General features: G+C 69.0%; 28 protein-coding genes. 10 read left to right on the top strand and 18 right to left on the bottom strand.

The features are described 5' to 3' along the window. Positions 1-27: 27 nt before the first annotated feature. Positions 28-216, bottom strand: coding sequence for a hypothetical protein (locus tag V5E28_RS31270; protein WP_336212243.1), 189 nt, complete (start codon positions 214-216; stop codon positions 28-30). Between V5E28_RS31270 and V5E28_RS49690 the strand changes: the two genes are divergently transcribed. Then, a complete protein-coding gene (locus V5E28_RS49690; protein WP_442945895.1) occupies positions 203-373 on the top strand; it encodes a transposase in 171 nt (56 codons plus the stop codon). The genes V5E28_RS31270 and V5E28_RS49690 overlap by 14 nt on opposite strands. Here V5E28_RS49690 and V5E28_RS31265 read toward each other — a convergent pair. Next, positions 317-1,051: a LysR family transcriptional regulator gene (locus V5E28_RS31265; RefSeq protein WP_336212241.1), complete on the bottom strand. Its 735-nt coding sequence runs from the start codon at positions 1,049-1,051 to the stop codon at positions 317-319. The genes V5E28_RS49690 and V5E28_RS31265 overlap by 57 nt on opposite strands. A 57-nt stretch (positions 1,052-1,108) precedes the next feature. On the opposite strand from V5E28_RS31265, the gene V5E28_RS31260 reads away from it, so the two are divergent. The 4 genes from V5E28_RS31260 to V5E28_RS31245 are packed head-to-tail and all read left to right on the top strand — an operon-like array spanning position 1,109 to position 3,493. Next, on the top strand, positions 1,109-1,888 hold the full coding sequence (locus tag V5E28_RS31260) for an alpha/beta fold hydrolase (RefSeq protein WP_336212240.1): 780 nt from the start codon (positions 1,109-1,111) through the stop codon (positions 1,886-1,888). Beyond that, on the top strand, positions 1,860-2,210 hold the full coding sequence (locus V5E28_RS31255; RefSeq protein ID WP_336212239.1) for an ArsR/SmtB family transcription factor: 351 nt from the start codon (positions 1,860-1,862) through the stop codon (positions 2,208-2,210). Before V5E28_RS31260 ends, V5E28_RS31255 begins: the two co-directional genes overlap by 29 nt. After that, on the top strand, positions 2,210-2,494 hold the full coding sequence (locus V5E28_RS31250) for a hypothetical protein (protein WP_336212238.1): 285 nt from the start codon (positions 2,210-2,212) through the stop codon (positions 2,492-2,494). The genes V5E28_RS31255 and V5E28_RS31250 overlap by 1 nt, the downstream gene beginning before the upstream one ends. Before the next feature lie 30 nt (positions 2,495-2,524). Further along, positions 2,525-3,493: an NAD(P)-dependent alcohol dehydrogenase gene (locus tag V5E28_RS31245; RefSeq protein ID WP_336212236.1), complete on the top strand. Its 969-nt coding sequence runs from the start codon at positions 2,525-2,527 to the stop codon at positions 3,491-3,493. Between the two features lie 9 nt (positions 3,494-3,502). On the opposite strand, the gene V5E28_RS31240 is transcribed toward V5E28_RS31245, so the two are convergent. The 5 genes from V5E28_RS31240 to V5E28_RS31220 form a co-directional block, all read right to left on the bottom strand. Then, on the bottom strand, positions 3,503-3,949 hold the full coding sequence (locus V5E28_RS31240) for a VOC family protein (RefSeq protein ID WP_336212234.1): 447 nt from the start codon (positions 3,947-3,949) through the stop codon (positions 3,503-3,505). A gap of 218 nt (positions 3,950-4,167) precedes the next feature. Next, positions 4,168-5,073 (bottom strand): NmrA family NAD(P)-binding protein, encoded by a 906-nt coding sequence (locus V5E28_RS31235; RefSeq protein WP_336212232.1) that lies wholly within the window; start codon positions 5,071-5,073, stop codon positions 4,168-4,170. Between the two features lie 336 nt (positions 5,074-5,409). Beyond that, a complete protein-coding gene (locus V5E28_RS31230) occupies positions 5,410-5,553 on the bottom strand; it encodes a hypothetical protein (RefSeq protein WP_336212231.1) in 144 nt (47 codons plus the stop codon). A 255-nt stretch (positions 5,554-5,808) separates the two neighbouring features. Further along, positions 5,809-6,690, bottom strand: a complete 882-nt coding sequence (locus V5E28_RS31225; protein ID WP_336212229.1) for a GntR family transcriptional regulator — start codon at positions 6,688-6,690, stop codon at positions 5,809-5,811. 19 nt (positions 6,691-6,709) lie between these two features. Further along, positions 6,710-7,969: a carotenoid oxygenase family protein gene (locus tag V5E28_RS31220; protein ID WP_336212228.1), complete on the bottom strand. Its 1,260-nt coding sequence runs from the start codon at positions 7,967-7,969 to the stop codon at positions 6,710-6,712. A gap of 276 nt (positions 7,970-8,245) precedes the next feature. On the opposite strand from V5E28_RS31220, the gene V5E28_RS31215 reads away from it, so the two are divergent. Next, a complete protein-coding gene (locus tag V5E28_RS31215; RefSeq protein ID WP_336212227.1) occupies positions 8,246-9,136 on the top strand; it encodes a haloalkane dehalogenase in 891 nt (296 codons plus the stop codon). A gap of 183 nt (positions 9,137-9,319) precedes the next feature. Here V5E28_RS31215 and V5E28_RS31210 read toward each other — a convergent pair whose 3' ends face one another. Next, positions 9,320-9,568 (bottom strand): hypothetical protein, encoded by a 249-nt coding sequence (locus tag V5E28_RS31210; protein ID WP_336212225.1) that lies wholly within the window; start codon positions 9,566-9,568, stop codon positions 9,320-9,322. 323 nt (positions 9,569-9,891) lie between these two features. On the opposite strand from V5E28_RS31210, the gene V5E28_RS31205 reads away from it, so the two are divergent. Next, positions 9,892-10,689, top strand: a complete 798-nt coding sequence (locus V5E28_RS31205; protein ID WP_336212224.1) for a class I SAM-dependent methyltransferase — start codon at positions 9,892-9,894, stop codon at positions 10,687-10,689. Between the two features lie 88 nt (positions 10,690-10,777). On the opposite strand, the gene V5E28_RS31200 is transcribed toward V5E28_RS31205, so the two are convergent. From V5E28_RS31200 to V5E28_RS31190, 3 genes are all read right to left on the bottom strand, one after another. Beyond that, complete coding sequence (locus tag V5E28_RS31200; protein ID WP_336212222.1) at positions 10,778-11,476, bottom strand: aminoglycoside phosphotransferase family protein; 699 nt, start codon at positions 11,474-11,476, stop codon at positions 10,778-10,780. Positions 11,477-11,840: 364 nt separating this feature from the next. Then, entirely contained in the window at positions 11,841-12,590 is a 750-nt protein-coding gene (locus V5E28_RS31195) for a carbonic anhydrase (protein ID WP_336212221.1), read from the bottom strand. A gap of 130 nt (positions 12,591-12,720) precedes the next feature. Then, entirely contained in the window at positions 12,721-13,383 is a 663-nt protein-coding gene (locus V5E28_RS31190; protein WP_336212219.1) for a hypothetical protein, read from the bottom strand. A 63-nt stretch (positions 13,384-13,446) separates the two neighbouring features. On the opposite strand from V5E28_RS31190, the gene V5E28_RS31185 reads away from it, so the two are divergent. Beyond that, positions 13,447-14,160 carry a MerR family transcriptional regulator gene (locus V5E28_RS31185; protein ID WP_336212218.1) on the top strand — a complete coding sequence of 238 codons (714 nt, stop codon included), beginning with the start codon at positions 13,447-13,449 and terminating at the stop codon, positions 14,158-14,160. A 50-nt stretch (positions 14,161-14,210) separates the two neighbouring features. Here V5E28_RS31185 and V5E28_RS31180 read toward each other — a convergent pair whose 3' ends face one another. Together V5E28_RS31180 and V5E28_RS31175 are read right to left on the bottom strand one after the other, a co-directional pair. Then, positions 14,211-14,873, bottom strand: coding sequence for an alpha/beta fold hydrolase (locus V5E28_RS31180; RefSeq protein WP_336212216.1), 663 nt, complete (start codon positions 14,871-14,873; stop codon positions 14,211-14,213). Positions 14,874-14,935: 62 nt separating this feature from the next. Further along, positions 14,936-15,616 (bottom strand): GAP family protein, encoded by a 681-nt coding sequence (locus V5E28_RS31175; RefSeq protein WP_336212214.1) that lies wholly within the window; start codon positions 15,614-15,616, stop codon positions 14,936-14,938. Between the two features lie 82 nt (positions 15,617-15,698). Between V5E28_RS31175 and V5E28_RS31170 the strand changes: the two genes are divergently transcribed. Then, positions 15,699-16,367: a TetR/AcrR family transcriptional regulator gene (locus V5E28_RS31170; RefSeq protein ID WP_336212213.1), complete on the top strand. Its 669-nt coding sequence runs from the start codon at positions 15,699-15,701 to the stop codon at positions 16,365-16,367. Between the two features lie 61 nt (positions 16,368-16,428). Here the strand turns inward: V5E28_RS31170 and V5E28_RS31165 are convergent, their stop codons facing one another. Next, positions 16,429-17,319: an SDR family NAD(P)-dependent oxidoreductase gene (locus tag V5E28_RS31165; protein ID WP_336212406.1), complete on the bottom strand. Its 891-nt coding sequence runs from the start codon at positions 17,317-17,319 to the stop codon at positions 16,429-16,431. Positions 17,320-17,419: 100 nt separating this feature from the next. Beyond that, entirely contained in the window at positions 17,420-18,286 is an 867-nt protein-coding gene (locus tag V5E28_RS31160) for an NAD(P)H-binding protein (RefSeq protein ID WP_336212212.1), read from the bottom strand. Between the two features lie 113 nt (positions 18,287-18,399). Between V5E28_RS31160 and V5E28_RS31155 the strand changes: the two genes are divergently transcribed. After that, on the top strand, positions 18,400-19,332 hold the full coding sequence (locus tag V5E28_RS31155; protein ID WP_336212210.1) for an AraC family transcriptional regulator: 933 nt from the start codon (positions 18,400-18,402) through the stop codon (positions 19,330-19,332). 59 nt (positions 19,333-19,391) lie between these two features. Here the strand turns inward: V5E28_RS31155 and V5E28_RS31150 are convergent, their stop codons facing one another. From V5E28_RS31150 to V5E28_RS31140, 3 genes are all read right to left on the bottom strand, one after another. After that, the gene (locus tag V5E28_RS31150) at positions 19,392-20,513 is read right to left on the bottom strand and encodes an epoxide hydrolase family protein (RefSeq protein WP_336212208.1); all 1,122 of its coding nucleotides are present in this window, start codon (positions 20,511-20,513) and stop codon (positions 19,392-19,394) included. A 134-nt stretch (positions 20,514-20,647) separates the two neighbouring features. Beyond that, positions 20,648-21,028 (bottom strand): VOC family protein, encoded by a 381-nt coding sequence (locus tag V5E28_RS31145; protein WP_336212206.1) that lies wholly within the window; start codon positions 21,026-21,028, stop codon positions 20,648-20,650. Further along, positions 21,025-21,801, bottom strand: a complete 777-nt coding sequence (locus V5E28_RS31140) for an arsenate reductase/protein-tyrosine-phosphatase family protein (RefSeq protein ID WP_336212203.1) — start codon at positions 21,799-21,801, stop codon at positions 21,025-21,027. The genes V5E28_RS31145 and V5E28_RS31140 overlap by 4 nt, the downstream gene beginning before the upstream one ends. Positions 21,802-21,878 lie beyond the last annotated feature (77 nt).

Here is a 21,878-nt window from a genome sequence, read left to right as displayed (position 1 = left end):
CGACATTGCGCTGACCAGGGCAGACCCTCAGATCAAATGCTCTGAGGGCACGTCCAGGGCACGTGACACATCGGCGGCGCCCTCGAAGAAGGCGTTCATGGCTCTGCGTGCCCGATCGGCCGCGTTCGACATGAGGTGGCTGTAGACGCGCAGTGTGAAGCCAGGACGGCCCGCGACCACGATCGAGACCTGGTAGCCCGAAATACTCGCCTTCATCCACACCGGCATCACCAACGCCGGCTCCGAAGGCACCAACCGCGTCATCAAAACCGTCGCTCGCGACGCCTACGGCTTCCACAACCCCGAACTCCAGCGACTACGCACCCGCTGCGCCACCACCCGACGAGACCGCGGACAGCTCAACCCCGCTTAACTTCGATGAGCCCCTATGCGGTAGCGAAATGGGTCTTCTAGCGGCGGTACGAGCACTACCTCCTGGGACGCGTGATCGGCGCGACCTTGGGGACGCAGCGGCTGGACCTGTTCGAGGGCTCGCGCGCGCGGCCGGGGTGCACTCGGCCAGGGACGGGACGGCGAGGGCGAGGGACCGGGTCGTCCTCGGCTCCAGCGGCCGGGTGACGACGGCGCCGAGGTCGGCGGGCAGGCCGAGCGCGGGCACGATGCTCACCCCGAGCCCTGCGGCGACCATCTCCAGGACCGCGGCCGGGCCGCTCGCCTCGAAGGCGACGTCGAGCCGTACCCGGGACTTCCGGGCAGCCGCCATGATCAACGGTCGGCGGCCGGCGGTGGTCAGGATGAACGGCCGCCCGGCCAGGTCGGCGAGACGCACGGCCGCCTGTCCGGCCAGCGGGTGGGTGGTGGGCACCGCCGCCAGCAGGTCGTGGGTGCCGAGGTGAACGGTGTGCAGGCCGGACGCGGGCAGGGCGATGCCGTCGCGGTGGCGCACGAACAGCGCGGCGCCGAGCTCGCGCTCCAGGGCGGCGACGGCGCGGCTGACGGCGGGCTGGGACATGCCGGTGTGGTCGGAGACTGCGGTGAAGCCGCCCTGCTCGGCGACCGCGATGAGGGCCCGGAGCTGCGCCAACGTCATGGCGACATACCCTAATTGATATTGACCCTGGGCTCTCCAGACCAAGATGGTTATGCCGTGTCTGAGCGAATGACGGTCGACGTGGACGGGCTGCGGGCGAGCTATCTGACGGCGGGCACCGGCGGTCCGGTCGTGTTGCTGCTGCACGGCACGTGGTGGAGCCGGGTGTGGCAGCCGGTGCTGGACGAACTCGCCGCGGCGGTGGGCGCGGACGAGCCGCTGGCGGTGGCCGGGCACGACATCGGCGGCGCGGTGGCGCAGCACCTGCTCGTCGGCGGCATGGTGAAGGTGCGGCCGCTGGCGCTGGTGAACTCGGTCACCTACGACTCGTGGCCGGTCCCGGGCGTGGCCCGCTTCCGCGACCCGGCCGTGGTGGCCGCCGTGACGGCGCAGGAGCTCCTCGCCGCACGCCGTACGGCGGTCACGACCGCGCTGGCGCGCCCCGCGACGGAGGCCGAGCTGGCCGACTACCTGGATCCGTGGAACGACTCGCGGGTGCGCCGGTCGTGGATGGCGCTGGCGGGCGCGGACGACAGCCGCCACACCCTCGACCTGGTGCCCGCACTCCGGGCCGACGGGACGCCGAAACTGCTGGTGTGGGGCGAGGACGACACCTTCCAGGAGGTCCGGTACGCCGAGCGCTTCGCCGCCGAGATGCCGAACACCACCCTGGTCCGCGTACCCGGCGCGGGCCACATCCCGATGGAGAACGCCCCCGCCACGGTCGCCGCCGCACGGCCATGGCTTCGCGCCTACTCATGGCATACACTTACATGTGTAAGAAGTTTCTTACAGGTGAAGGAGTGCTATGACAGGGGCCGGGCCCACCGGCGATGAGCTGGTCGCGATGCTGGCCGCGCTGGCCAATCCGCTGCGACTGCGCATCGTCGCGCAGCTCGCGGGCGGTCGTGACTACGTGAGTCACCTGGCCCGCGAGATCGGGATCAGCCGCCCTCTCCTGCACATGCACCTGCAACGCCTGGAGGCGGCGGGTCTGGTCGTCGGCAGCCTGGAGCTGTCCGAGGACGGCAAGGCCATGAAGTACTACGAGGTCACGGCCTTCGACCTGCACCTGACCGCTCCGGCGCTGGCCGAGGCGGTCCAGACCCTGACCCGATCGGACCCGGAGAAAGGTCCCGCACCCAAGGAGCAGCCCTGATGGACCTCTACGTGGTCCAGGCGACCACCTGGCCGAGCACGGTGCTCGTCCTCGGCCTGTCATTCCTGGCCCTGATCCTGCTCATCGGCATCGCGGCGAGCGTCCTGGAGTTCCGCAAGCTGAAGATGTCCGCCGCCGTGCAGGAGGACCTGCGCCAGCTCGTGCGCCGCTACGAGCAACTCGCCGAGAACACCCTGGACGCGCAGCAGCGGATGGCGACCGACATCTCCGAGCTGCGGTCGCGAACGGCCTCGATCGAGCACATCCTCCGGACGGTCGAATGACCAACACCCCCAACGAACCAGGAGACCACGATGAAGGCGATCGTCCAAGACAAGTACGGCTCGGCCGATGTCCTGAGGCTCGGCGAAGTCGACAAGCCGGTGCTCGGTGATGGCGAGGTGCTGGTACGCGTTCGCGCGGCCTCGGTGACTCACGGCGACCTGGTGACCATGACGGGTCTGCCGTATCTGGGCCGCCTGGCATTCGGGCTGCGGAGGCCGAGACAGAAGGTCCCGGGCAGGGACATCGCCGGAGAGGTCGAGGCAGTCGGCAAGAGCGTGACGCGCCTGCAGCCGGGCGACGAGGTGTATGCCGAGGTCGCCGCCGGAGGCTTCGCCGAATACGCCCGCGTACCCGAAGAGTCGCTCAGCCCCAAACCGGCCAACCTGACCTTCGAGCAGGCGGCAGCCGTACCCTGGGCGGCCAACACCGCCCTGCAGGGGCTTCGCGACCGCGGCGGGATGAAGCGGGGGCAGAAGGTCCTGATCAACGGGGCCTCGGGAGGAGTGGGCACCTTCGCCGTGCAGATCGCCAAAGCGTTCGGCGCGCAGGTGACCGGCGTGTGCAGCACGAGAAACGTGGAGCTGGTCCGTTCGATCGGGGCCGACCATGTCGTCGACTACACCCGGGAGGATTTCGCCGCAAGCGACCGGCGCTACGACCTCTTCTTCGATCTGGCGGGCAATCGCTCGTTGTCCGACTGCAGGCGCGTGTTGACCCCCGACGGGACCCTCGTGTTGTCCAGCTCGAAGGGCGGGCCGTGGTTCGGGCCGATGGGCCGCCTCGTCAGGGCGCTGATGCTGGGACCGTTCGTACGGCACAGTCTGCGATCGTTCGTGGCGAAAACCAGCGGGAAGAATCTCGCCGACATCAAGGAGCTCATCGAGTCCGGGCAGGTCACACCTGCCATCGACCGGACCTACTCGCTGAGTGAGGTTCCCGAGGCGATGCGGTATTTCAGCGAGGACCACGCACGGGCGAAGATCGTCATCACAGTCTGAGAGGCCGGCTCACCGGCCCGGAAGGCGGGTGGTGACCTCCTGGAGTATCCAGCCGTTGCCATCGGGGTCACTGAACGAGGCGAAGGAGAAGTAGCTCCGACGGTCCGGAGCCGGGCCGGAAACCCGTCGTTCCTCGGTCCCGGCCTCGGGTAGTCCCCCGCCCGCGTCGTGGAACACCTCACTCACGTCGACCCCGCGGTCGATGAGCTCGGACCGTGCCGCGTCGATGTCGTTCACTATCAGGTACAGGCCCTGCGACGAGCCCGGCGCGGCCGAGGTGACCCCGTGGCCGAAGATGACCGAGCACCCCGAGCCGGGCGGAGTCAGCTGAACCGCCCGGAAGTCGTCACCGGCGGCGACGTCGGCGTCCTCCCGCCACCCGAGCGCCTTGTAGAAGGTCTTGGACCGATCCACGTCGGCGACCGGCACCATCACGACCTCGAGCTTCACGTCCACGGCGTCGACTCCCCCGTTCGCTGCCGGTGGCCTGTGTGCCACCGGACTGCTGTTGCGGCATGGGGGGCGTCCCTTCCACGTTCACGCCCGCCGCCGTCGAAGTCCAGGACCGGCAGCTCAACTGTCGGCAGGTAGTCGTCCAGCTTGCGCGGCTTAGGTCAGGGAATGGCTCGGGTTGAGCAAGCCACGCCCCACCGACCGAACGAGATGTCGGGGGCTCACCCCAGGTAGAAGTCCCTGCGGGCGGCCACGAACGCCTCGATCGTCAGGGCAGGCACCCCTGTCACGCGTTCGACGTCGTCGGACGTGCGGTCGTAGCGGTTCTCGCGGTGCAGCCGGGCCATGGTGGCGATGTGCTCTTCGGTGTGCGGCGGCAGGCCCGCCTTCGCGAGCACCTCCGCTCGCCACCTGTCGAGCGGCACGTCCACATAGGACACCGGACGCCCCAACGCCCGCGAGAACTCCTCGGCCATCTCCGTCATGTCGACCGCGCGTGGCCCGGTCAGCTCGTAGACGTGCCCGATGTGCGGTGCCGGATCGTGCAGCACGGTGGCGACCACCCGGGCGACGTCGTCCGCGGCGACCGGCGAGGTGCGCCCCGTACCGAACGGCAGCGCGATCGTGCCGTTCTCCCGGATCGACTGCGCCGCCAGCGTGGTGAACAGCGGATTGTCCAGGAACGACGTCGGCCGGATGTGCACCACCGGCAGGCCCGACCAGTTGAACACCTGCTCCGCCAGCCAGTGGAGCCGCTGCTGGTGCGACTCCGCGGTGCTGGTGGCGGTCATCTGCGACACCGTCATCTGTGACATGCCGACCAGGCCGGCCAGTTCCCCGTACTCCCGAGCCACGGTGGCCACCACGGTCGCCGCCAGCAGGTGGTCCGGCGACACGGGCATCGCGAAGTACATCCGCCCGACCCCCTCCAGCGCGGCCGCCACGGTCTCGGGTCGGGTCAGATCGCCGAGGACCACCTCCGCGCCGAGCGCACGAAGCTCAGCCGCGCGAGCGTCGTCGCGGCGGACCATCGCGCGCACCGGCACGTCCTGCTCGCGCAGTTGATCGAGCACTGCGCGGCCCACGCCACCGGCCCCGGCGATGAGAACAAGGTCACTGGCAACCATCGGTCGATCCCCTTCTGAGTCGCTGCGTGTCGCGGGACGTGCGGCCGAGCTGCGGGGCCGGACACGCGGTCCGCGAACCGGCACGGCGCCCGGCAGGATCCGCTCTCCAGCAGGTGTACCCGCGATCGACCACCGCGACCTGGGCAAACACGCCCCTTCGACCGTCACGGCGGCACGCTCCCGACTCCCGGCACCTCAACCGGTACGGCGTGGGCCCACGACCGGTGTCGGTCCTCGCGTTCCTACAGACCGATCGCGTCCGCCAGGGGGTCCACCTGCCCAGGATCGGGATCGTTCCCCATGAAGATCAGCTCATCGCAGCCGATCCGGTCGAAATCAGCGATCGCGGCGGTGATCTGCGCCGGCGTCGGCCCACGCCTGCCGGATGTGGGGTGCGAAGTCCTGTACGTCCTGAACGGTCGCGTCTCCGGCGATCCAGCCGGCGCCGGTCGGCTCGAACCTCCTCGGCGTGGTCGTCACCGGCGAGGAGCGCGCGTCTCCGCGAAGGCCGCCACCAGCTCCCGTTGGGTGCCGGAGCCGTCAACGGTGTAGTCGATGATCGAGTAGAAGCCGGTATCCGTGCTCACGTACGCGCTCCTCATGGTCAGGTGCGGGACAGGGCCTCGCAGATCATCCTGATACCTCAACCACGGTAGAGATCAAGGGCTCGCGTGCCCCACGACAGCGCGGCGGCGCTGCCCTTTCACGATCCGCGTGCAGTGCAGCAAGGCACGGTCACCGGCGGACGTCACGGGGTGTGATCAGGATGGTCAGGCCGTCCAGCAGGCGTTCGAGGCCGAAGGCGAACAGCGACTCCAGATCGACCTCCGCGCCCGGCTCCGTGACCTGGGCGATCAGCGGTCCGTCGATGGGGAGCCGAGCGCTGAGCCACTGCTTGCTGGTCATCCCCGTGTCCAGCTCGGCACCCACCTCGCTCTCGATGTTCACCGCCGTCCCCCGCACGAAGTTGACCATCGTGGCGTAGACGTGCAGCCGGGTGTTCGGGTCGAGGCCGAGGCCGTCGAGCGCGCGCAGGGTCCACAGCGCGTACGCCAGCAGCCCCGGCAGCGTGACCGGCCGGGTGATGGACACGAGCCGCGGCAACCAGGGATGGCGCTGGTAGGCCGCCCACTGCAGCTGGGCGGCCACCCGCAGGTGGGAACGCCATCCTGGCGGCGGCTCCGGATAGTCGATCTCGGCGAACGCGGCGTCGGCGATCAGCTGGGTGAGCTCGGCCTTGGCCTCGAGGTGGCGGTAGAGGGTCATGGTGGCGACCCCGAGCTTGGCCGCCACCGCCCGCATGGACAGCGCGGCCAAGCCGTCGGCGTCGGCGATCTCCATGGCCACCCGGACGACCCGGTCGCGTTCGAGCCCTCCGGCCGAACGCGAGGGCAGTCTCCGGGGAGCGACCACGGCGCCGACCCGAGACGCGGACTCGATGGCGCCCGCCTGCTTGAGCGCGGCCAGCGCCTTGGTGGCCGTCGCCATCGCGACGCCCCACTCGCGCATGATCGCCCTGGTGGTGGGGATAGGGTCGCCGGGCCGCAGCTCTCCTTCGGCGATGCGCCGCTCGATGTCGGCGACGATCCGGAGGTACGGCGGTTGCGGATCGTTCACCACGCCATGCTGCCACGCATCAGTGGTCGGGCAGCCAGTTGCCGTGCAGGCCGAGCGGCACTCTGACAGGGAGGTGGACGCGCGCGACGGGCTCGCCGGTGAAGTCCTGGGCCGAGAGGATCACCAGGTCGCTGGCGTTCCGGAGGGGATCATGCACATACGTGAGCAAGTACCCCTCGTCCTCCCCCTCCCCCGCCGCGGCGAACACGGCCTCCCCGACCGCCTCGTCCCTGCCGAACCCGTGCACCTCGGCCGTCCCCCGTTCCAGGTCATGCTTGACCAGGGCGTTGGTGAAGGCGTCGTCCGGCGGCATGCCCTCGGGCACGAACGGGATCCCGTACAGGGCGGTGGCGGCCGAGTAGCCATATCGGTGCGGACGGGTGGCACGCGCCTCGTTCACGCGCGGGAAGTCCTGCGGCCGGTCGTCGACGCGCCGCTGGTGGATCTTGTCCGGCGCGATCGTCCAGCGGTCCAGCATGGGCCGGATCGCCCCGGGGTCGGCGGGATCGAACGGCCCCTCGGCCGTGACCAGGTCGACCACGACCGAATCGCCGTCGTCGTAGGCGTTGAGCGTGTGGCTGACATGGATCGGGTCGATTTCCAGCCAGCGCACGTCACCGCCGGTCCGCGGCATGACGCCCACCCGCGTCGGGTGCTCCGGCAGCCACCGGCAGTCGAACCCGTCGAAGCCCAGCGGCGTGTCCCACAACACCACGTGGTTCTCGGTGAGCGCGAAGTCGTGCATGAACGGCGTCCGCGTCAGGGGGATGGCGGTGGTCTGGACGACGCTGCCTCCGGCATCGGTGACGATGTACTGGACGAGGTCGTGGCCCACCATGTACGACAGCGAGTGCAGCTCGCCGGTGAGCGGGTCGTGCTTGGAGTGCGCCCCCGCCGTGAAGCCCTCCGCGGTCCCTCCCAGCTCGCACCCGCCCACGGTGTTGAGCTCCTCGTCCAGCTCGGCGGGCGGCAGGCCGCCTTCCGCCAGGGCGAAGGTGCGCTGGGCGTGCTCGATCACGTGCACCATGGGCGCGAAGCCCGGTGTGCGCACGAAGCGGTTGCGGTACCACTCGGCCTGGCCGTCACGCAGCCGCACCCCGTGCACCATGCCCTGGCCCATGCCCCAGATGTGCACCACGGGGTCCTCCACGCCCAGCGCGTTGGGCCCGTTGCGCAGGTAGCGGCCGTTGAGCTCGGCCGGGATCCGCCCGGTGACAGGGAGATCGTAGGCGGTGACCTCTTCAGTGACGGGCGCGAACGGCCCTTCCAGATATCTCATGTGGACACCGTACGCACGAGCATGCCTTAAGCCCTGGCCACGACCGGAACCGCCCTTCTGTGCACTAGTGCAGACGTCGCGGCCGTTTTAGGGCGCCGTCCGGCAGCGGCCCGGCCTCGTCGTCGACGACGTTCCTCGCCCGGGCGGGCACGAGCCTCACTTCTTGAGCTTGATAGTTCTGCTGATGATGGTTGCATAGAAATTAGTTGGCAAGTTGACAGTTGGCAGAGTGCGGATCTAGAGTCCAGGCCAACCTCGTCGAAGGATCTGAAGATCATGCTTACTGTCGCCGTCATCGACTCCCATCTCGCCTACACAGAGACCGGGCAGGGGGAGTCGCCCGTGGTGTTCCTGCACGGCAGCCCCACCTCGTCCTACATCTGGCGCGACGTCATCCCGCACGTCGCCGATCGCGCCAGGGTCCTGGCCCCGGACCTGATCGGGATGGGCGCCTCCGGAAAGCCCGACATCGGCTACCGCTTCGCCGACCACGCCCGCTACCTGGATGCGTGGTTCGAAGCCATGGGACTGGAGGAGGCCGTCCTGGTCGGCCACGACTGGGGCGGCGCACTGGCCATGGACCGTGCCGCCCGCCACCCCGGCCAGGTGCGCGGCGTCGCCCTCCTGGAGACGTTCCTGCGGCCGCAGATGTGGGCGGAGCTGCCGCCGGACGTGGTCGACCACTCCCAGGCGCTGCGCGCCCCCGGGCTCGGCGAGCGACTGCTACTGGAGGAGAACGCCGCCATCGAGTACGCCCTGCCCCACCCGTTCGCCATCAAGTCAGGCCTCAGCCCGGAGGATCACGACGTCTACCGCGCGCCCTACCTCGACCCGGCCTCGCGCCGTCCTCTCCTCCAGTGGCCGCGCGAGATTCCCTACGACCGCGAACCGGCCGATGTGGCCGAGCGCATGGACGCCTACGGCATCTGGCTCGCCACCAGCCCCGAGGTGCCCAAACTGCTCCTCACGGTCGAGGACGGTGTCGGCATCGCCTCCCCCGAGATCGTGGACTGGGCCCGCCAGAACATCGCCGCCCTGGAGATCGAAGGGATCGGACCCGCCGGCCACCAGGCGCCCGAGGACCAGCCGGAGGCCATCGGCCGGGCTGTCGCCGGCTGGCTGAACCGGCACCACCTCCTCTCGCCGACGGCGTCCTCCCGGACCTGACCCCCGGCCCGCACGTACCTCATCGACACGAGAGCCGATGACCGTACGGTCCCCCTACCTACGGCGCTCGGGTGCACGCTCCTGTCACCTCTGCCGGCGATCTGCGCGCCAGTTGAGTTTCGTCGATGTCAGGAATGACCACCCTTGCGACTGGAGTACTGCGCAGTCGTAAAGGGCGACGTTTCAATGCACATGGTCGCTGTCGGCGACCCTACGTTGACCGGCGTCAATCTCGTAGCAGGCTACCTTGCGCAGACGGACGCGGAGAGTGGCGCAGCAGCCGAGAACCGCGTCACGGTTCTTGGCGTCCTTCAACCATGCCGGGAGCCGGCTGGCCAGGCTTCCGTTGCGGTTGGGTTCCCGTTCACGGATGAATGCGCGGACATATCGCTCCAGAAAATCCAGATGCTCGGCGTTGTAGGCCCACAGCACACGGCCTCTGCAGGGCGTCTGCAGCCACAACTCGAGTCCGGCATAGCAGGGAGCGCCCGGCCTAGTCTCGGGCGCGTACTCCTTGGCGTATCCACAGGACAGGCAGGTCACACGACCGCTGCTCGCCACAGCGCAGTCCGCACAGCGCGGGCAGCGCACCAAGACCCTGCCCTGGCGCAGATACTGCTGCGGCTCGTCGCGATCGGAGAACCGGGTGGAGCCTGCACTCATGCCAAACACGATGCCATGACATATCGCGACAAACGACTCAGTTTTTCGTTGTCTGACTTCGCGTTCGGCGACGATCAGGCCAGGATTGGAGGATGTCCCGCGATCTTCGGCTTCGAGCCACCTTCGACAGCGCGGCCCACCTCTATCAAGACGCACGCCCCGACTACCCGGCCGAGCTGTATGCGGACCTGCTTGCGATCACGGCGATCACGCCACCCGCGCACCTGCTCGAAGTGGGATGCGGGCCGGGGAAAGCCACGCTGCCATTGGCGCGGATGGGCTTCCGGATCACCGCGGTCGAGCTCGGCGATGCTCTGGCGGCGGAGGCACGGCACCGCCTCGCCGAATTCTCCGGCGTTTCCGTGGTCACGTCGTCATTCGAAGACTGGGAGCCGCCGACAGGGGCTCGCTTCGACCTCGCCTATGCGGCCACGGCGTGGAAGTGGGTGGACCCGGAGGTCAAGTACGCCAAGGCAGCCGAGCTGCTCACCCAGGGCGGCCACCTGGCCGTGTGGAACGCCGACCACGCGATGCCGGCAGGCTTCGACCCGTTCTTCACGGAGATCCAGAAGGTCTACGAGGAGATCGGCGAAGGCGATGGCGGCCCGTGGCCACCGCTACCGCCCGAGGACCTGCCCGACCCCATCGCCACGGAGTTCGACGCCTCCGGGCATTTCACGGTGGTCGGGACGAGACTCTACGTCTGGGCGCTGCGCTACACGGCTGACGAATACATCGCCCTGCTCGACACGTTCTCCGGCCACATCGCCATGGAGCCGGCCAAGCGGGAACACCTCTACCAGGAGATACGCCGCCGCCTCGCCGCCCGCCCGGACGGACGACTCACCCGCCACTGGTCGGTCGTCCTCACCATCGGCCGACGCCTGTGACGTGGAGGCAACGAGACCCGGAAGGGTCAGAAACCAGGCACGGACGGGCAGAAACCCATCAGGCCGCGGTCCTTCGGCGGCAGCCGGTTCAGGACAGCAGGGCGGTCAGCACGCGTTCGCAGCGGACCGGGTCGATGGTGAGGCCCTTCTCCAGGCCCCAGAGCCAGTAGTCGACACACCGCGCCACGATCCACCCGTGAGCGGCGTCGGCTTCGAGGTCGCCGGCCTCCACGAGCGTGCGCAGCAGTCGATGCACCGCGTTATCGGAGTCCAGCGCCTGGTCGTCGGCCCGGGTCCACATCAGTTCGGGCACCGAGAACTCCGGGTGGCCCCGGACCGCCCGCGGGTCGACCGCGAGCCACGGTTCACGTTCCCCGGCAAGGACGTTGCCGTAGTGCAGGTCCGCGTGGATCAGGACGTGGTGGTCGCGCCCGCCGAGATCGGCCGCGAGGCTCCGTGCGGCGTCCAGCCACGCCCGCGGCACCGGATCGCCCAGCGCACGCTGGCGCCGCTGGAGGTGCTCGGCCATGACATCGGCGAGCTCGGACAGGGAGCGCAGTCCCGGCGGAGCGGGCACGGCGAGCCGGCGGACGAGCTCGCCTGCCACCTGGGCGGCAGGCCACAGGTCCAGGCCGCGCAGAGACCTGGTCGGGTCCAGCCGCTCCATCAACAGCGCCCCGACCTGCGGCTCCGACTCAAACAGGCGTACGGCTCCACGACCGTCCCATGTGGTCAGCGCCACCGTCTCGTCGGCGGTGGTCTCCTCCGACCGACTCAGCTTCAGCACGCACGGCACGCCCGCCCGGCATCTCGTACCTCTGGTGGGACGTCGGGCTGGATGTGCACCAGGTCGAGACGGGCGGTCGTGTGCTGCTTGTCCTCCAGGACGCGGCCGCATGACCGACAAAAGGTCTCCCGCGGGCGTTGTCGACGTAGGCCTGAAGCCAGCAGGCAAGCTTTGCCTCGTCGATCAGCCGTCTGGGAATGGTGACATTCATCCCTGCCTTGGCCAACCGGTGGCCGGCCTCGGACGCAAGCGGGGAGTTCGATGCCGACTCCCACGCCTGTCGCCGAAGATCGTGAGGGCTTCCCTGCTGGTGGGGGAACGGTCCCCTGCTCCGATACCGGTCACGAGTTCGGCTCGCCAGCGCTCAGGCGGGTGCGCCGTTCAGGATCTCGACCTGGCCCGTGTCCAGGGAGTAATACGCGCTGACCACGGCCAGGACTCCCTTGCTCACCAGCGGCGCGAGGTCTCGATTGCCGCGCAGGGCGTTCGCGGTCAGCTTCACCTGGGCTCTGGCCATCGCATCGGCGGGGTCGGCGCTGCTCTGCCGTACGGTCTGTTCGTATGCCGGACGCAGAGCCTGCGCGATCACCTGGAGGTTGCCCGGCAGCGGCTTGCCTTCCCGCAGGGCTTTGTACGCGGCGGAGACCGCGCCGCACCGCTGGTGACCGAGCACGACGATCAGCGGAGTTCCGCTGGTCATCGGCCCGTACTCGACGGAGCCGGTGATGACGGGCCCCACAGCCACCCCGCCGCTGCGCATGACGAACAGATCACCCAGGCCGGTGTCGAAGACGAGCTCGGGCGGCACCCGGGAATCGATGCAGGACAGCACCGCTCCATAGGGCTGCTGGCTCGCGGCCAGCAACTCCCGGCGGGTGGGATCGCGATCCGGATGCTGGAGTGCGTTGGTGACCCAGCGTCTGTTGCCCTCCACCAGCCGTTCGTAGGCGGCCTTCGGCGTTCCAGGAGACGGTCCGGTGAGAGGCGCGGACACCGCCTTGTGCGTCCTGTTCATCACCTCGGCCGATGAGCAGCCGGCAAGGCAGGCGGCTGCGAGGGACGCGGCTCCTGCCAGCAGGGTTCGCCGTCCCGAAATATCAGCTTGAACGCTCATTACCTGCACCTTTCCCCCCACGCGCGAGGCCAATGCTCGTGACCTGCGCCGGCTTGCTCTGCCTAAGCTGGTGATCGTAGGGGATGTACAGCAGCGCGATCATGGGGTTCAGCAGTTCTGCGCCGGCAACTCACCGGCCACGCAGACACCGCCAGCCCAGCACGCCGTACCAGATCATGATCGGCAGGTGGAGGGCGTACCCGAGCTGTTCCAGCGCCGCCGTCGGCCCATCGGTCCCGGTCGTCCACGGAAGCGCGACCGCGGCCAGGCCGGAGATCGCGGCGACCGCACCGGCGATGCGGAGCCCTGCGGGCATCGGGATGCCGACTGCTGCGGCGGCGGTGGCGGCGACCCACAGCAGCCCGGCCAGGTTGACCGCCCACTTGGCGGTGAGCAGCACCGCCCAGGCCACGGTGACGACCGCCGGGGCGGCGGGGTCAGCGGCCAACTGGGTCAGCGCCAGGTTCCCGGCGTCATGAAGCAGGCCCGCCAGCCCCGCGGCGGCCAGCAGTCCGCCGGCCAGCGTCACCAGGTGCGGCCTGGGGGCCTCGGCAGAGCGGGCGGACATCACGAGCCCGGCCGCGGTCAGTGCCAGCCAGCCCAGCACGTCGAAGGCCAACTCGATCAGGTGCAGCTCGAACTGCTCGGTTACCGCGGCCAACGTGGCCTCGGGGTCGGCTGAATTCAGGGTCAACCCTGATGGCACCACGATGGCCGCACCGGCCATCATGGCCACCAACGAGGTCAACAGCAGGACACCGGTGAGTCGGGTCCGAGGGTACGGATCGGTCATGGACGGTGACGGTAGGACCTTGCCGTAGCGACAAAGTCAACATGCCGGGGAAAGGAAGCCACCGTGTGGCGGATCGGGCAACTGGCGCGCATGGTCGGCGTATCCGGACGCACCCTGCGCCACTACGACAAGATCGGGCTGCTGGCTCCCGCCGCGGTGGACCACTCCACCGGCTATCGCTGGTACGGCGTGGCCGAGCTGTCGCGGTTGGAACGCATCCGCGGCCTGCAGCGCCTCGGCCTGCCGCTACGCCAGATCGCCGATCTGCTGGACGCTCCCGAGGCACAGCTGCGGCAGGCCCTGGCCGAGATCGTGACGGGCATCAAGCGTGACATCGCCGCTCTGGCCGACACCGCGGCTCAGGCCGAGGACCACCTCGCCACGCCGATGTCGATCCTGCCTCAGCAGGCCACGCTGGGCCCGCGCCGCCTACGCGTCCGCCATGTGCGCCTCGATCACCCGTCCGAGCTGGCCACCGTATGCCCGGCACCGCCGGCGACCCTGCTGACCTGGCTGCGAGGGCAGCCGACCGGCGGGTTCACCGCGGCGGTGACCACCGATCGTGTCGGCGAGCACCTCACCTTGCCCGCTCGCGCCGTCGTGCGAGCCGTCGTTCCGCCCTCCACAGATGTGGTCCGCGCCGGGCAGGACCTGTTCGGCTGGTTGGACCGCCACCACCTGGCCATCACCGGCCCCACCATGGAAGAACACCTGGTCGACGCCGACGGCGCCCACGCCGTCGTCCTTGAAGTATCCGTACGAACCCACGCAATCTGACCAGGTCGCACGCACGCATCGAATCGGACGCGGGCTCTCTGACGTTCATCTCACCCGGCGGGAAGAACCCGGACCAGATAATCGGCCAGCTCGCCCGGCCGCGACAGCATCACCATGTGGCTGCCGGGCATCTCGTCCGGGACGAGGCCGAGCCGCTCCTTCACATGGCGGCGCGCGAAGCCGGGGGTGAAGAAGCGGTCGTCGCGGCAGAGCAGGTAGCTGGTCGGAACGTCCGGCCAGGCAGGCAACGGCCAGGGCTCACGGCTCGCCACCTCCACGCTCATCCTCTCGGCGAGCGCACCGTCGTGGGCCAGCACCCGCTCGGCCAGCTCGCGTGGGACGTCGTGCAGGTAGAGCTCGAAGTCGTCGTCGATGCTGGACGAGGGCCGCCCGCTGCGTTCCCACCAGTCGTCCGGCGCCTCACCCGGCCTCGGGATCATGGCGGACACCAGGACAAGCGCGGCGACCCTGGCCCGCGCGCAGACAAGGGGGCCGACGAAACCGCCCCATGAGTGGGCCACCACCACGAGAGGCCGCCGGTCGCCGGCCGCCCGAACGACGGCGTCGGCGTAATCCCAGAGTGTCGCCCGCGGGTCGGACATCGGCAGGTCCACCGCAACCGTGTCGTGCCCGCGACCGCGGAGTTCGGCTTCGAGCAGGTGCCAGTCGAAGGCACTCCCGCCGCCACCGTGGATAAGCGCGAAGGTTGTCATGACAGTTAAGACCGGCTCCGGCACGGAAGCTCATCGGCGGTGCGCGAGTTCCGATCACTTGGCTATCCCCATGGAGTGAAGACGGATACTTCCGTGAACAGCGCGTCTACTGCCTCCAGGAGGATCAGGCATCCTGCAATCCAGACGATCCAGCTCAGTACGGTGCGGGATCCAGTGGAGAGCTTGTCCTGCCACCGTTCGAACCGTTCACGCAGCCGTTCGCCCAGGGCGGCCCATGCGACGAAGAGCAGGATGCCCGGGATCACCATGATGGTCACGTACACGCCCAGGAGCGACGACCATTGGACGGCGGGCAGGTTGGCCGAGGTCATGATGCCGATCGCGCCGAAGTACGGTACGGCGGTGGCGAACTCGAACAGCCAGGTCCCCAGCCCTAACAGCAGCATCGAGCGCATGCTGAAGGACCGAGCCTGGATGGGTGCACGTTCGGGGTTCTTGTCGGGGATGAAGTAGCTCCCCACGATGAGCGCTGCGCCGAGGACGGCCTGTCCCCAGGCCCACACGGTCTCGTCGACAAGCGGTACGACAGCGCCCAGGCCGAGCATGAGCAGCACGCCCAAGGCGAAGTACGCGATCGCGACCGATCCGAGGTACACGCCGAGTAACGCGCCCAGGTGGCGCGGCCTGGTCAGCAGCAGATAGAGCGTTATCCCGATCACGGTGGGACTCAGCGTGTCGAGCAGGGCCAGTCCGAGCACCGCGCCAATCGTCTCGATCGACAAACCTGTCTCCCTCCGGGAGCCGACGAGCCGTAATAACACGTCCGTGTCAGTTAAAATAGCACACGCGTGTTAGCATGTGGAGGTGCCACGACTCGTTGATCATGACCGGCGACGGGCCGAGCTCGGCGAGGCCGCCATCCAGGTGATCCTGCGCGAAGGCCTTGCCGGCGTGACCGTCCGCGGAGTCGCCGCCGAAGCCGGCTGGTCCACCGGGTCCCTGCGGCATTACTTCAGCAATCAGTACGAATTGCAGGCCTACGTCGTACAGGCCACCACCGACACCCTCCGGAGACGGGTCCTCCCACGCCTCCAGCGGCCCCGCACCCGAGGTTCGATGGTCGAGCAGATCGTCGACATCGTGGAGGAAATGCTGCCGTTGGATGCCGAGCGGCGCGAGGAATACGCGCTGTGGTCAGCCATCGTGGCATGGGAACGTCAACACCCTCCAGAAGGAGGCTCTGTGACGTGGAACGACCAACGTGCGGTTTACCGTCAATGCATCGCCGCCCTACACGGGTACGAGCCGGTCCGCGAACCGAGCCAGGCCACGCTTCCGCACCCTGATGCCCAGGTCGAGCTCTGGGCGGCGCTCCTGCACACGTTCGTCGACGGACTCGCCACCCAGATCATGAACACACCCGGCGAAATGTCCGCCGACACCGCCGCACAACTGCTGTGTTCACTGCTGCAAGCCGTACCTCGTGCACGGCCGGATCAGGGTCCGCACCAACCGCGACCGCTGTCACGCTGATGAGCTGACGTTCGACGAGGACCTCCAGCCGCTCCTTCGGACCTGCCGTTTCGGAACGAACTCAGTCCGATAGACCGACGAGCCTGGCGCTGTCGTTCCAGAGCGCCTGCGCAAGTTCGTCGCTGCGCGCCAGTTCCGACGGGTCCGGCCAGGTGAGCCGTGCTCGTCGCAGGGAGGCGTATGTGTGTCCGTTCGGGGGCGTCGCGAGGCCGAGAGCCAGGTCCGCCAGGGTGTTTCCCGCGGCAGTGCGGCTGTTGAGATGGGGGTTGAGCCTGCTCAGCGGCCGCCTCAGCAGCGATATGCCCAGCAGCGACCAGGCCGTTCGCATGGGGAACGGCAGGTCCTTGGCCAATCCTGTCCCGAACACCTGCCCCGGATCGTAGGCGACCACAGTGGTCCGGTCGTCGCGGCGCTCGGACAACGATCGGGCGGTGAGTACGGCGCACAGCTTGGACGCGGTGTACGCGTGCTGGCCCGCCTTGCTCGGCCGGGGGTCCCGGCCGCGGTCGCGATCGGGGTGCGCCAGCAGCTCTGCGTCGGCGTGACGCGGCGGCGCCAGCCCGGCGTTGATGGCGGGATCGTGTGTGCCGCTCGTGGTCAGCACGACGACCGCGCTGTCTGCCAGGACGGGCAGCAGCAGGCGCAGCAACAGGTAGTGCGCGAGGTGATTGACGGCGAACGTCGTCTCGAAGCCGTCGACGGTTCGACCGGTGGCCTCGGGAAGGATCACGCCGGCGTTGAGCACCAATGTGTCTACGGGGGTGTCGCCCAGCCGTTCGCGGACCGACGTCGCGAAGGCGCGTACCGAGTCCAGCTCCGTGAGGTCGAGCGGGATCGACTCACCGGCAGGTGCCGGTCGGCGCGCGCCCAGGATCAGCCGAGCGTCTCTCGCCAGAGTCAGCCGCTCAGCCGCGATCGCTCCGAATCCTGAAGTGCCGCCGGTCATCACCATCGTTGACACGCTGCCTCCTCGATCTTCGATGACTGCCCGCTGGCTGTCCTGGCCGCCCTCTGGGCACCGGATCCATGCAACGGGATTCAGACGCTGGACATCAAGGAGCGGTCTTCACCACATGGCGCAGCGTCTCGCCTATCTCGGTCGTGCCCGTGACCAGCCTGTCGCCTCTGGGCTGGAGGATGCCGCGCTGCTCCGCGTCGTACAGGCCGGCGAGTTCCTCGGCGAGCTGCGGCGGAACGCCGGCCTCCGCCATGGTCCGGGCCCAGTCCGGCCGCGGGACGGTAACCACCGCGAGTGGCCTGCCGAGCACGGCCGCCAGCTCTTCGGCCACCTGCCGCTCGGTGTATCGATGACCGTCCAGATCGATGACCTCGCCGGCGGGGCCGGCCGCCACGAGGGCTTCGGCGACCACCCTGCCGATGTCGCGCGTCGCGATCATCGGGGTGGGCACGTCGGCCGAGTCACCGAAGACCGGGTAGACGCCGGCCCCGAGAGCGGCGCCGAGCACCGTTTCGACCTTCTCCTGGAAGTGGCATGAGCGAACCGCGGTCAGGAGCACACCCGTCTCGCGCAGCCGATTCTCCATATGGTGAAGCCAGCGGATGGGGCCGTGGCCCTCAGCGAGCTCGGCCCCGATCGAGGACAGCATCACCACGCGCGGGACACCGCTGTCCAGGACCGCCCCGGCGATCGAGTCAGCCATCCGGCGATGGTCGGCATCGGGCTCGGCCGCCGCCGGATCGGTCGGCAGCAGGACGAACGCCGCGCGGCAACCACGGAAGGCCTCCGCCAGCTTCGCCCTGTCGTCGAAGTCGGCGACGGAGATCTCCGCCCCGGCCCGGATCCAAGCTTCGCCCCTGGCTGCGTCCCGGACCACGGCTCGCACCGGTTCGCCTTTGGCCAGGAGCTCGTGGGCTGCCGCGCCGCCGACGTGGCCTGTCACTCCGGTGATCGCGTACATGGGATACCTCCTGCGAGTCGTCGTTCTGCGTCATGCCCTAGTGAACGCTCCTCCTGGGAGACGATCCATATTCCGGACGCTCCTTTCCATTTCTGTCCGTCTACACTGGGGTGGTGGACGCGCTCGCTGACCTCCTTGACGGCGTTCGTGCGCGCAGTGCGGCGTTCTGCCAGGCGATCCTCGAACCACCGTGGTCCCTGCGCATCGCCGACGGCGCCCGGCTCGCCCTGGCCACCGCGCTGTGCGGGCACGCCTGGATCGTGCCCGACGAGGGTGAGCCGGTGCTGATGCGCACCGGGGACGTGGCCATCATCAAAGGGCCGCGGCCGTACACAGTCGGCGACGACCCGGCCACCCCGCCGGAGATCATCGTCCACGAGGGCAACCGCCTGACCACCATGGACAACATCGACGTCACCGACAGCCTGCGGCTCGGGCCGCGCACGAGCGGACACACCCCCGACGGGTCGGCGATCGTGGCCAGCGGGACCTACCAGGTCAGCGGGGATGTGAGCGAGCGGCTCCTGAACGCCCTGCCGGAGGTCGTGCTCGTGCCGCGGTCGAGCACGACCATCCCGATCATCGAACTGCTGGCTCAAGAGGTCAACGGCGAAGGACCTGGCCAGCAAGTCGTGCTCGACCGGCTCCTGGATCTGGCGCTGATCGTGGCGCTGCGCGCCTGGTTCGCCCGCCCCGAGGCCGAGGCGCCCGGCTGGTACCAGGCGCAGAGCGATCCGTTGATCGGTCCGGCCCTGCGGCTGATCCATGGCGATCCGGCCCATCCATGGACGGTGGCCTTACTGGCCGAGAAGGTGGGCGCCTCGCGCGCGGCGTTCGCACGCCGGTTCGCCGTCCTCGTGGGGGAGCCGCCCATGACGTATCTCGCCGGCTGGCGGATGGCGCTCGCCGCCGATCTCCTCCGTTCCTCCGAGACCACGATCGACTCGGTCGCCCGGCACGTCGGATACGCCAACGCGTTCGCTCTGAGTGTGGCCTTCAAACGAGTCCGCGGTATGTCCCCAAGCCGCCATCGCGCAGGCGTTTGAGCCCCTCCCAGCCGACGAACCCCTCTGCCATGCGGGGGTTCGTGCGTGCCCTGCCGGGGTCAGAGGCTGTTGAAGAACTTTCTGACGTCCTCGGCGTAGGCGGCCGGTTGTTCGAGGGCGAGGAAGTTGCCGCCGCGTTCGAGTTCGCTCCAGTGGACCACGTCGCTGTCTCGTTCGGCGAAGCGGCGGATGGTCACGTCGGTGCTCATGGCCACCGCGAAGCCGGTCGGTACGCCGCTGCGTGGCTTGGGCGCCCAGGCGCCGGGGTCGTGGGATGCCTCGTAGTACAGGTTGGCGGCCGAACCCGCGGTGCCGGTGAACCAGTACAGGCTGACATTGGTCAGCAAGATGTCCCGGTCGACCGCGTCCTCTGGCAGGCCGGCCGAGGCGTCGGTCCACTCCTTGAACTTCTCCACGATCCAGGCCAGCTGGCCGACCGGGGAGTCGTGCAGGCCGTAGGCCAGGGTCTGCGGCCGGGTCGCGGAGATGATGTTGAAGCCCATCTTGTCGTCGCGGAAGTTCTGCAGCCTCGCCAGACGCTCCTGCTCGGCCTCGGTCAGGGCGGCGAAGTCGGCCGGGTCGTCTGAGGGGAAGGTGATGTGACCGTTGCCGTGGATGCCGATCACCTGCTCCGGCGCCTGGCGGCCCATCTCGATGGCGACCGCGGCGCCGCCACCCGACCCCTGCACGCCATAGCGGTCGTAGCCGAGACGCCTCATCAACTCGACGAACGCGCCCGCGATCTTCCCGGTGTTCCAGCCAGGCCCGGCCAGCGGCCCGGAGAAGGCGATGCCGGGCAGGGTGGTCAGGACCAGGTGAAAGTCCTGCGCGAGCGGCTCGACGGCCTGGAGGAACAGCACGAACGAGGCCGGCCAGTCATGGGTGAGCAGCAGCGGGACGGCGTCGGGGTTGGCCGAGCGGACGTGCGCGAAGTGCAGGCGCTGCCCGTCGATCTCGGTGGTGAACTGGGGCAGCTCGTTCAGCTTGGCCTCCTGCTTGCGCCAGTCGTAGCCGTCGGCCCAGTAGGTGGCGAGCTGCTTGAGGTAGTCAGCGGGCACCCCGCGGCTCCAGCCCTGCCCGCCGATCTCTCCACTCCAGCGGGTTCGGCGCAGCCGCTCACGCAGATCGTCAAGGTCGGCTTGCGAAATATCGATGCGGAACGGGGTGATGTCAGCGTTCATGACACTGATCCTGCTTCCCGGCATCCTCCTCCTGCCAGTGTCTACCGCACTTCTAGATATGCCTGATGAAGTGCATGGATATGACGATCGCATGCCCTTTAGTGCATTTTGCATGCCTCGTCAGGTGATGACGGCTAAGCGTGGGCGGGCTGGAAGAGTTCGATGAGGTTGCCGGCGGGGTCGGTGAGCAGGATCTGGCGTCCGCCGGGGCCTGCGACCACGTCGCTGTGGAAGGAGAGCCCGGCGCCGCGGAGCCGGCCTATCTCGGCGTCGAGGTCGTTGACGATGAGGTGGATGCGGTTGCGGCCGGCGGGCGTCTCCCGGGGGGTGGCGCGGGCTCCGGAGCTGGCCGGCCCGGACAGCAGGAGCCGCAGCGGTCCGCGTACCACGTCGGCGAAGGCGGGCGCGGCGTTGGTGTGCAGGGTGAAGCCGAGGTGGGTGGTGTAGAAGTCGATGGCGGCGTGCACGTCGTCGACGAGGTAGCGGACACCCGCGAGCTGGTCGGGTGTGGTCATGGCGGGGCCTCCGATGGTGTGAGGACGGGCAGCAGGTACCGGATGCGGGTGTCGATCTCCGCCGCGGTGCGGGCGAAGGCGGGGTAGCCGGCCTGCTCGGCGGCGCCGGCTGTGGCGGGGTCGGGCATGCTCCAGTGGATGCGCCGGGAATGACCGCCGAAATCAGGACAGACCTCGCGGACTTTGTCGCACAGGCTGATCACGTAGTCGAACCGGCGGCCCGTCATGGCCTCCAGATGCCGCGGGCGCTGATCTTTCGGATCGATGCCGTAGCCCTCACGCAGGGCCCGTACGGCATTCGGATGGAGCCGCGGCCGGGGATGGCTGCCCGCGCTGGTCACCTCCACGTGGTTGCCGGCGCGATGGCGGAGCAGGGCTTCGGCGATCGGTGAGCGAGCGCTGTTGCCGGTACAGGCGAACAGCACCGCGGGCCGGTGCGCGGACACGGACGCGGGCGGTGACGGTGGGGCCGGGCCGAGTCGGAGCGCTGGGTGCAGAGCGGCGCCGGTGGCGGCCAGGGCGTGAGCGCAGCGTTCCAGGTCCAGGTGGTAGTAGCTGTCGCGGGCGTCGAAGGCGCTGCGCCGCGCGGCGACCAGCCCACCGCCGCGCAGCAGCCGCAGGTGGTAGGAGAGGAGGTTCTGCGGCTGGCCGATGAGTTCTACCAGTTCGCGTACCCGGTAGTCGCTTGCCGCCAGCTCGCTCAGCAGCCGCCACCGCAGCGGATGGGCGGCCAATCGCAGGAAGGCCGGGGCGGCTTGAGCCGAGGGCGCCATAACGGGATAATACATCAAATGGATTTGATGTATATGCGCTTGCGACCTCCTGGCAGCCCGCGCACCAGGCAACGGAA

This window comes from Nonomuraea sp. LPB2021202275-12-8 (assembly GCF_037044575.1).
Taxonomy (GTDB): domain Bacteria; phylum Actinomycetota; class Actinomycetes; order Streptosporangiales; family Streptosporangiaceae; genus Nonomuraea.
Note: the sequence above shows the minus strand (reverse complement) of the source record. Positions and strands in the feature narration are given on the sequence as shown.

What these genes read in the sequence shown, in the direction of transcription:
- V5E28_RS31270 (WP_336212243.1), bottom strand. Translation starts at nt 216, where the DNA reads ATGAAGGCGAGTATTTCGGGCTACCAGGTCTCGATCGTGGTCGCGGGC.
- V5E28_RS31265 (WP_336212241.1), bottom strand. Translation starts at nt 1,051, where the DNA reads ATGACGTTGGCGCAGCTCCGGGCCCTCATCGCGGTCGCCGAGCAGGGC.
- V5E28_RS31255 (WP_336212239.1), top strand. Translation starts at nt 1,860, where the DNA reads ATGACAGGGGCCGGGCCCACCGGCGATGAGCTGGTCGCGATGCTGGCC.
- V5E28_RS31250 (WP_336212238.1), top strand. Translation starts at nt 2,210, where the DNA reads ATGGACCTCTACGTGGTCCAGGCGACCACCTGGCCGAGCACGGTGCTC.
- V5E28_RS31245 (WP_336212236.1), top strand. Translation starts at nt 2,525, where the DNA reads ATGAAGGCGATCGTCCAAGACAAGTACGGCTCGGCCGATGTCCTGAGG.
- V5E28_RS31235 (WP_336212232.1), bottom strand. Translation starts at nt 5,073, where the DNA reads ATGGTTGCCAGTGACCTTGTTCTCATCGCCGGGGCCGGTGGCGTGGGC.
- V5E28_RS31220 (WP_336212228.1), bottom strand. Translation starts at nt 7,969, where the DNA reads ATGAGATATCTGGAAGGGCCGTTCGCGCCCGTCACTGAAGAGGTCACC.
- V5E28_RS31215 (WP_336212227.1), top strand. Translation starts at nt 8,246, where the DNA reads ATGCTTACTGTCGCCGTCATCGACTCCCATCTCGCCTACACAGAGACC.
- V5E28_RS31205 (WP_336212224.1), top strand. Translation starts at nt 9,892, where the DNA reads ATGTCCCGCGATCTTCGGCTTCGAGCCACCTTCGACAGCGCGGCCCAC.
- V5E28_RS31195 (WP_336212221.1), bottom strand. Translation starts at nt 12,590, where the DNA reads ATGAGCGTTCAAGCTGATATTTCGGGACGGCGAACCCTGCTGGCAGGA.
- V5E28_RS31190 (WP_336212219.1), bottom strand. Translation starts at nt 13,383, where the DNA reads ATGACCGATCCGTACCCTCGGACCCGACTCACCGGTGTCCTGCTGTTG.
- V5E28_RS31180 (WP_336212216.1), bottom strand. Translation starts at nt 14,873, where the DNA reads ATGACAACCTTCGCGCTTATCCACGGTGGCGGCGGGAGTGCCTTCGAC.
- V5E28_RS31165 (WP_336212406.1), bottom strand. Translation starts at nt 17,319, where the DNA reads ATGGTGATGACCGGCGGCACTTCAGGATTCGGAGCGATCGCGGCTGAG.
- V5E28_RS31160 (WP_336212212.1), bottom strand. Translation starts at nt 18,286, where the DNA reads ATGTACGCGATCACCGGAGTGACAGGCCACGTCGGCGGCGCGGCAGCC.
- V5E28_RS31150 (WP_336212208.1), bottom strand. Translation starts at nt 20,513, where the DNA reads ATGAACGCTGACATCACCCCGTTCCGCATCGATATTTCGCAAGCCGAC.
- V5E28_RS31145 (WP_336212206.1), bottom strand. Translation starts at nt 21,028, where the DNA reads ATGACCACACCCGACCAGCTCGCGGGTGTCCGCTACCTCGTCGACGAC.
- V5E28_RS31140 (WP_336212203.1), bottom strand. Translation starts at nt 21,801, where the DNA reads ATGGCGCCCTCGGCTCAAGCCGCCCCGGCCTTCCTGCGATTGGCCGCC.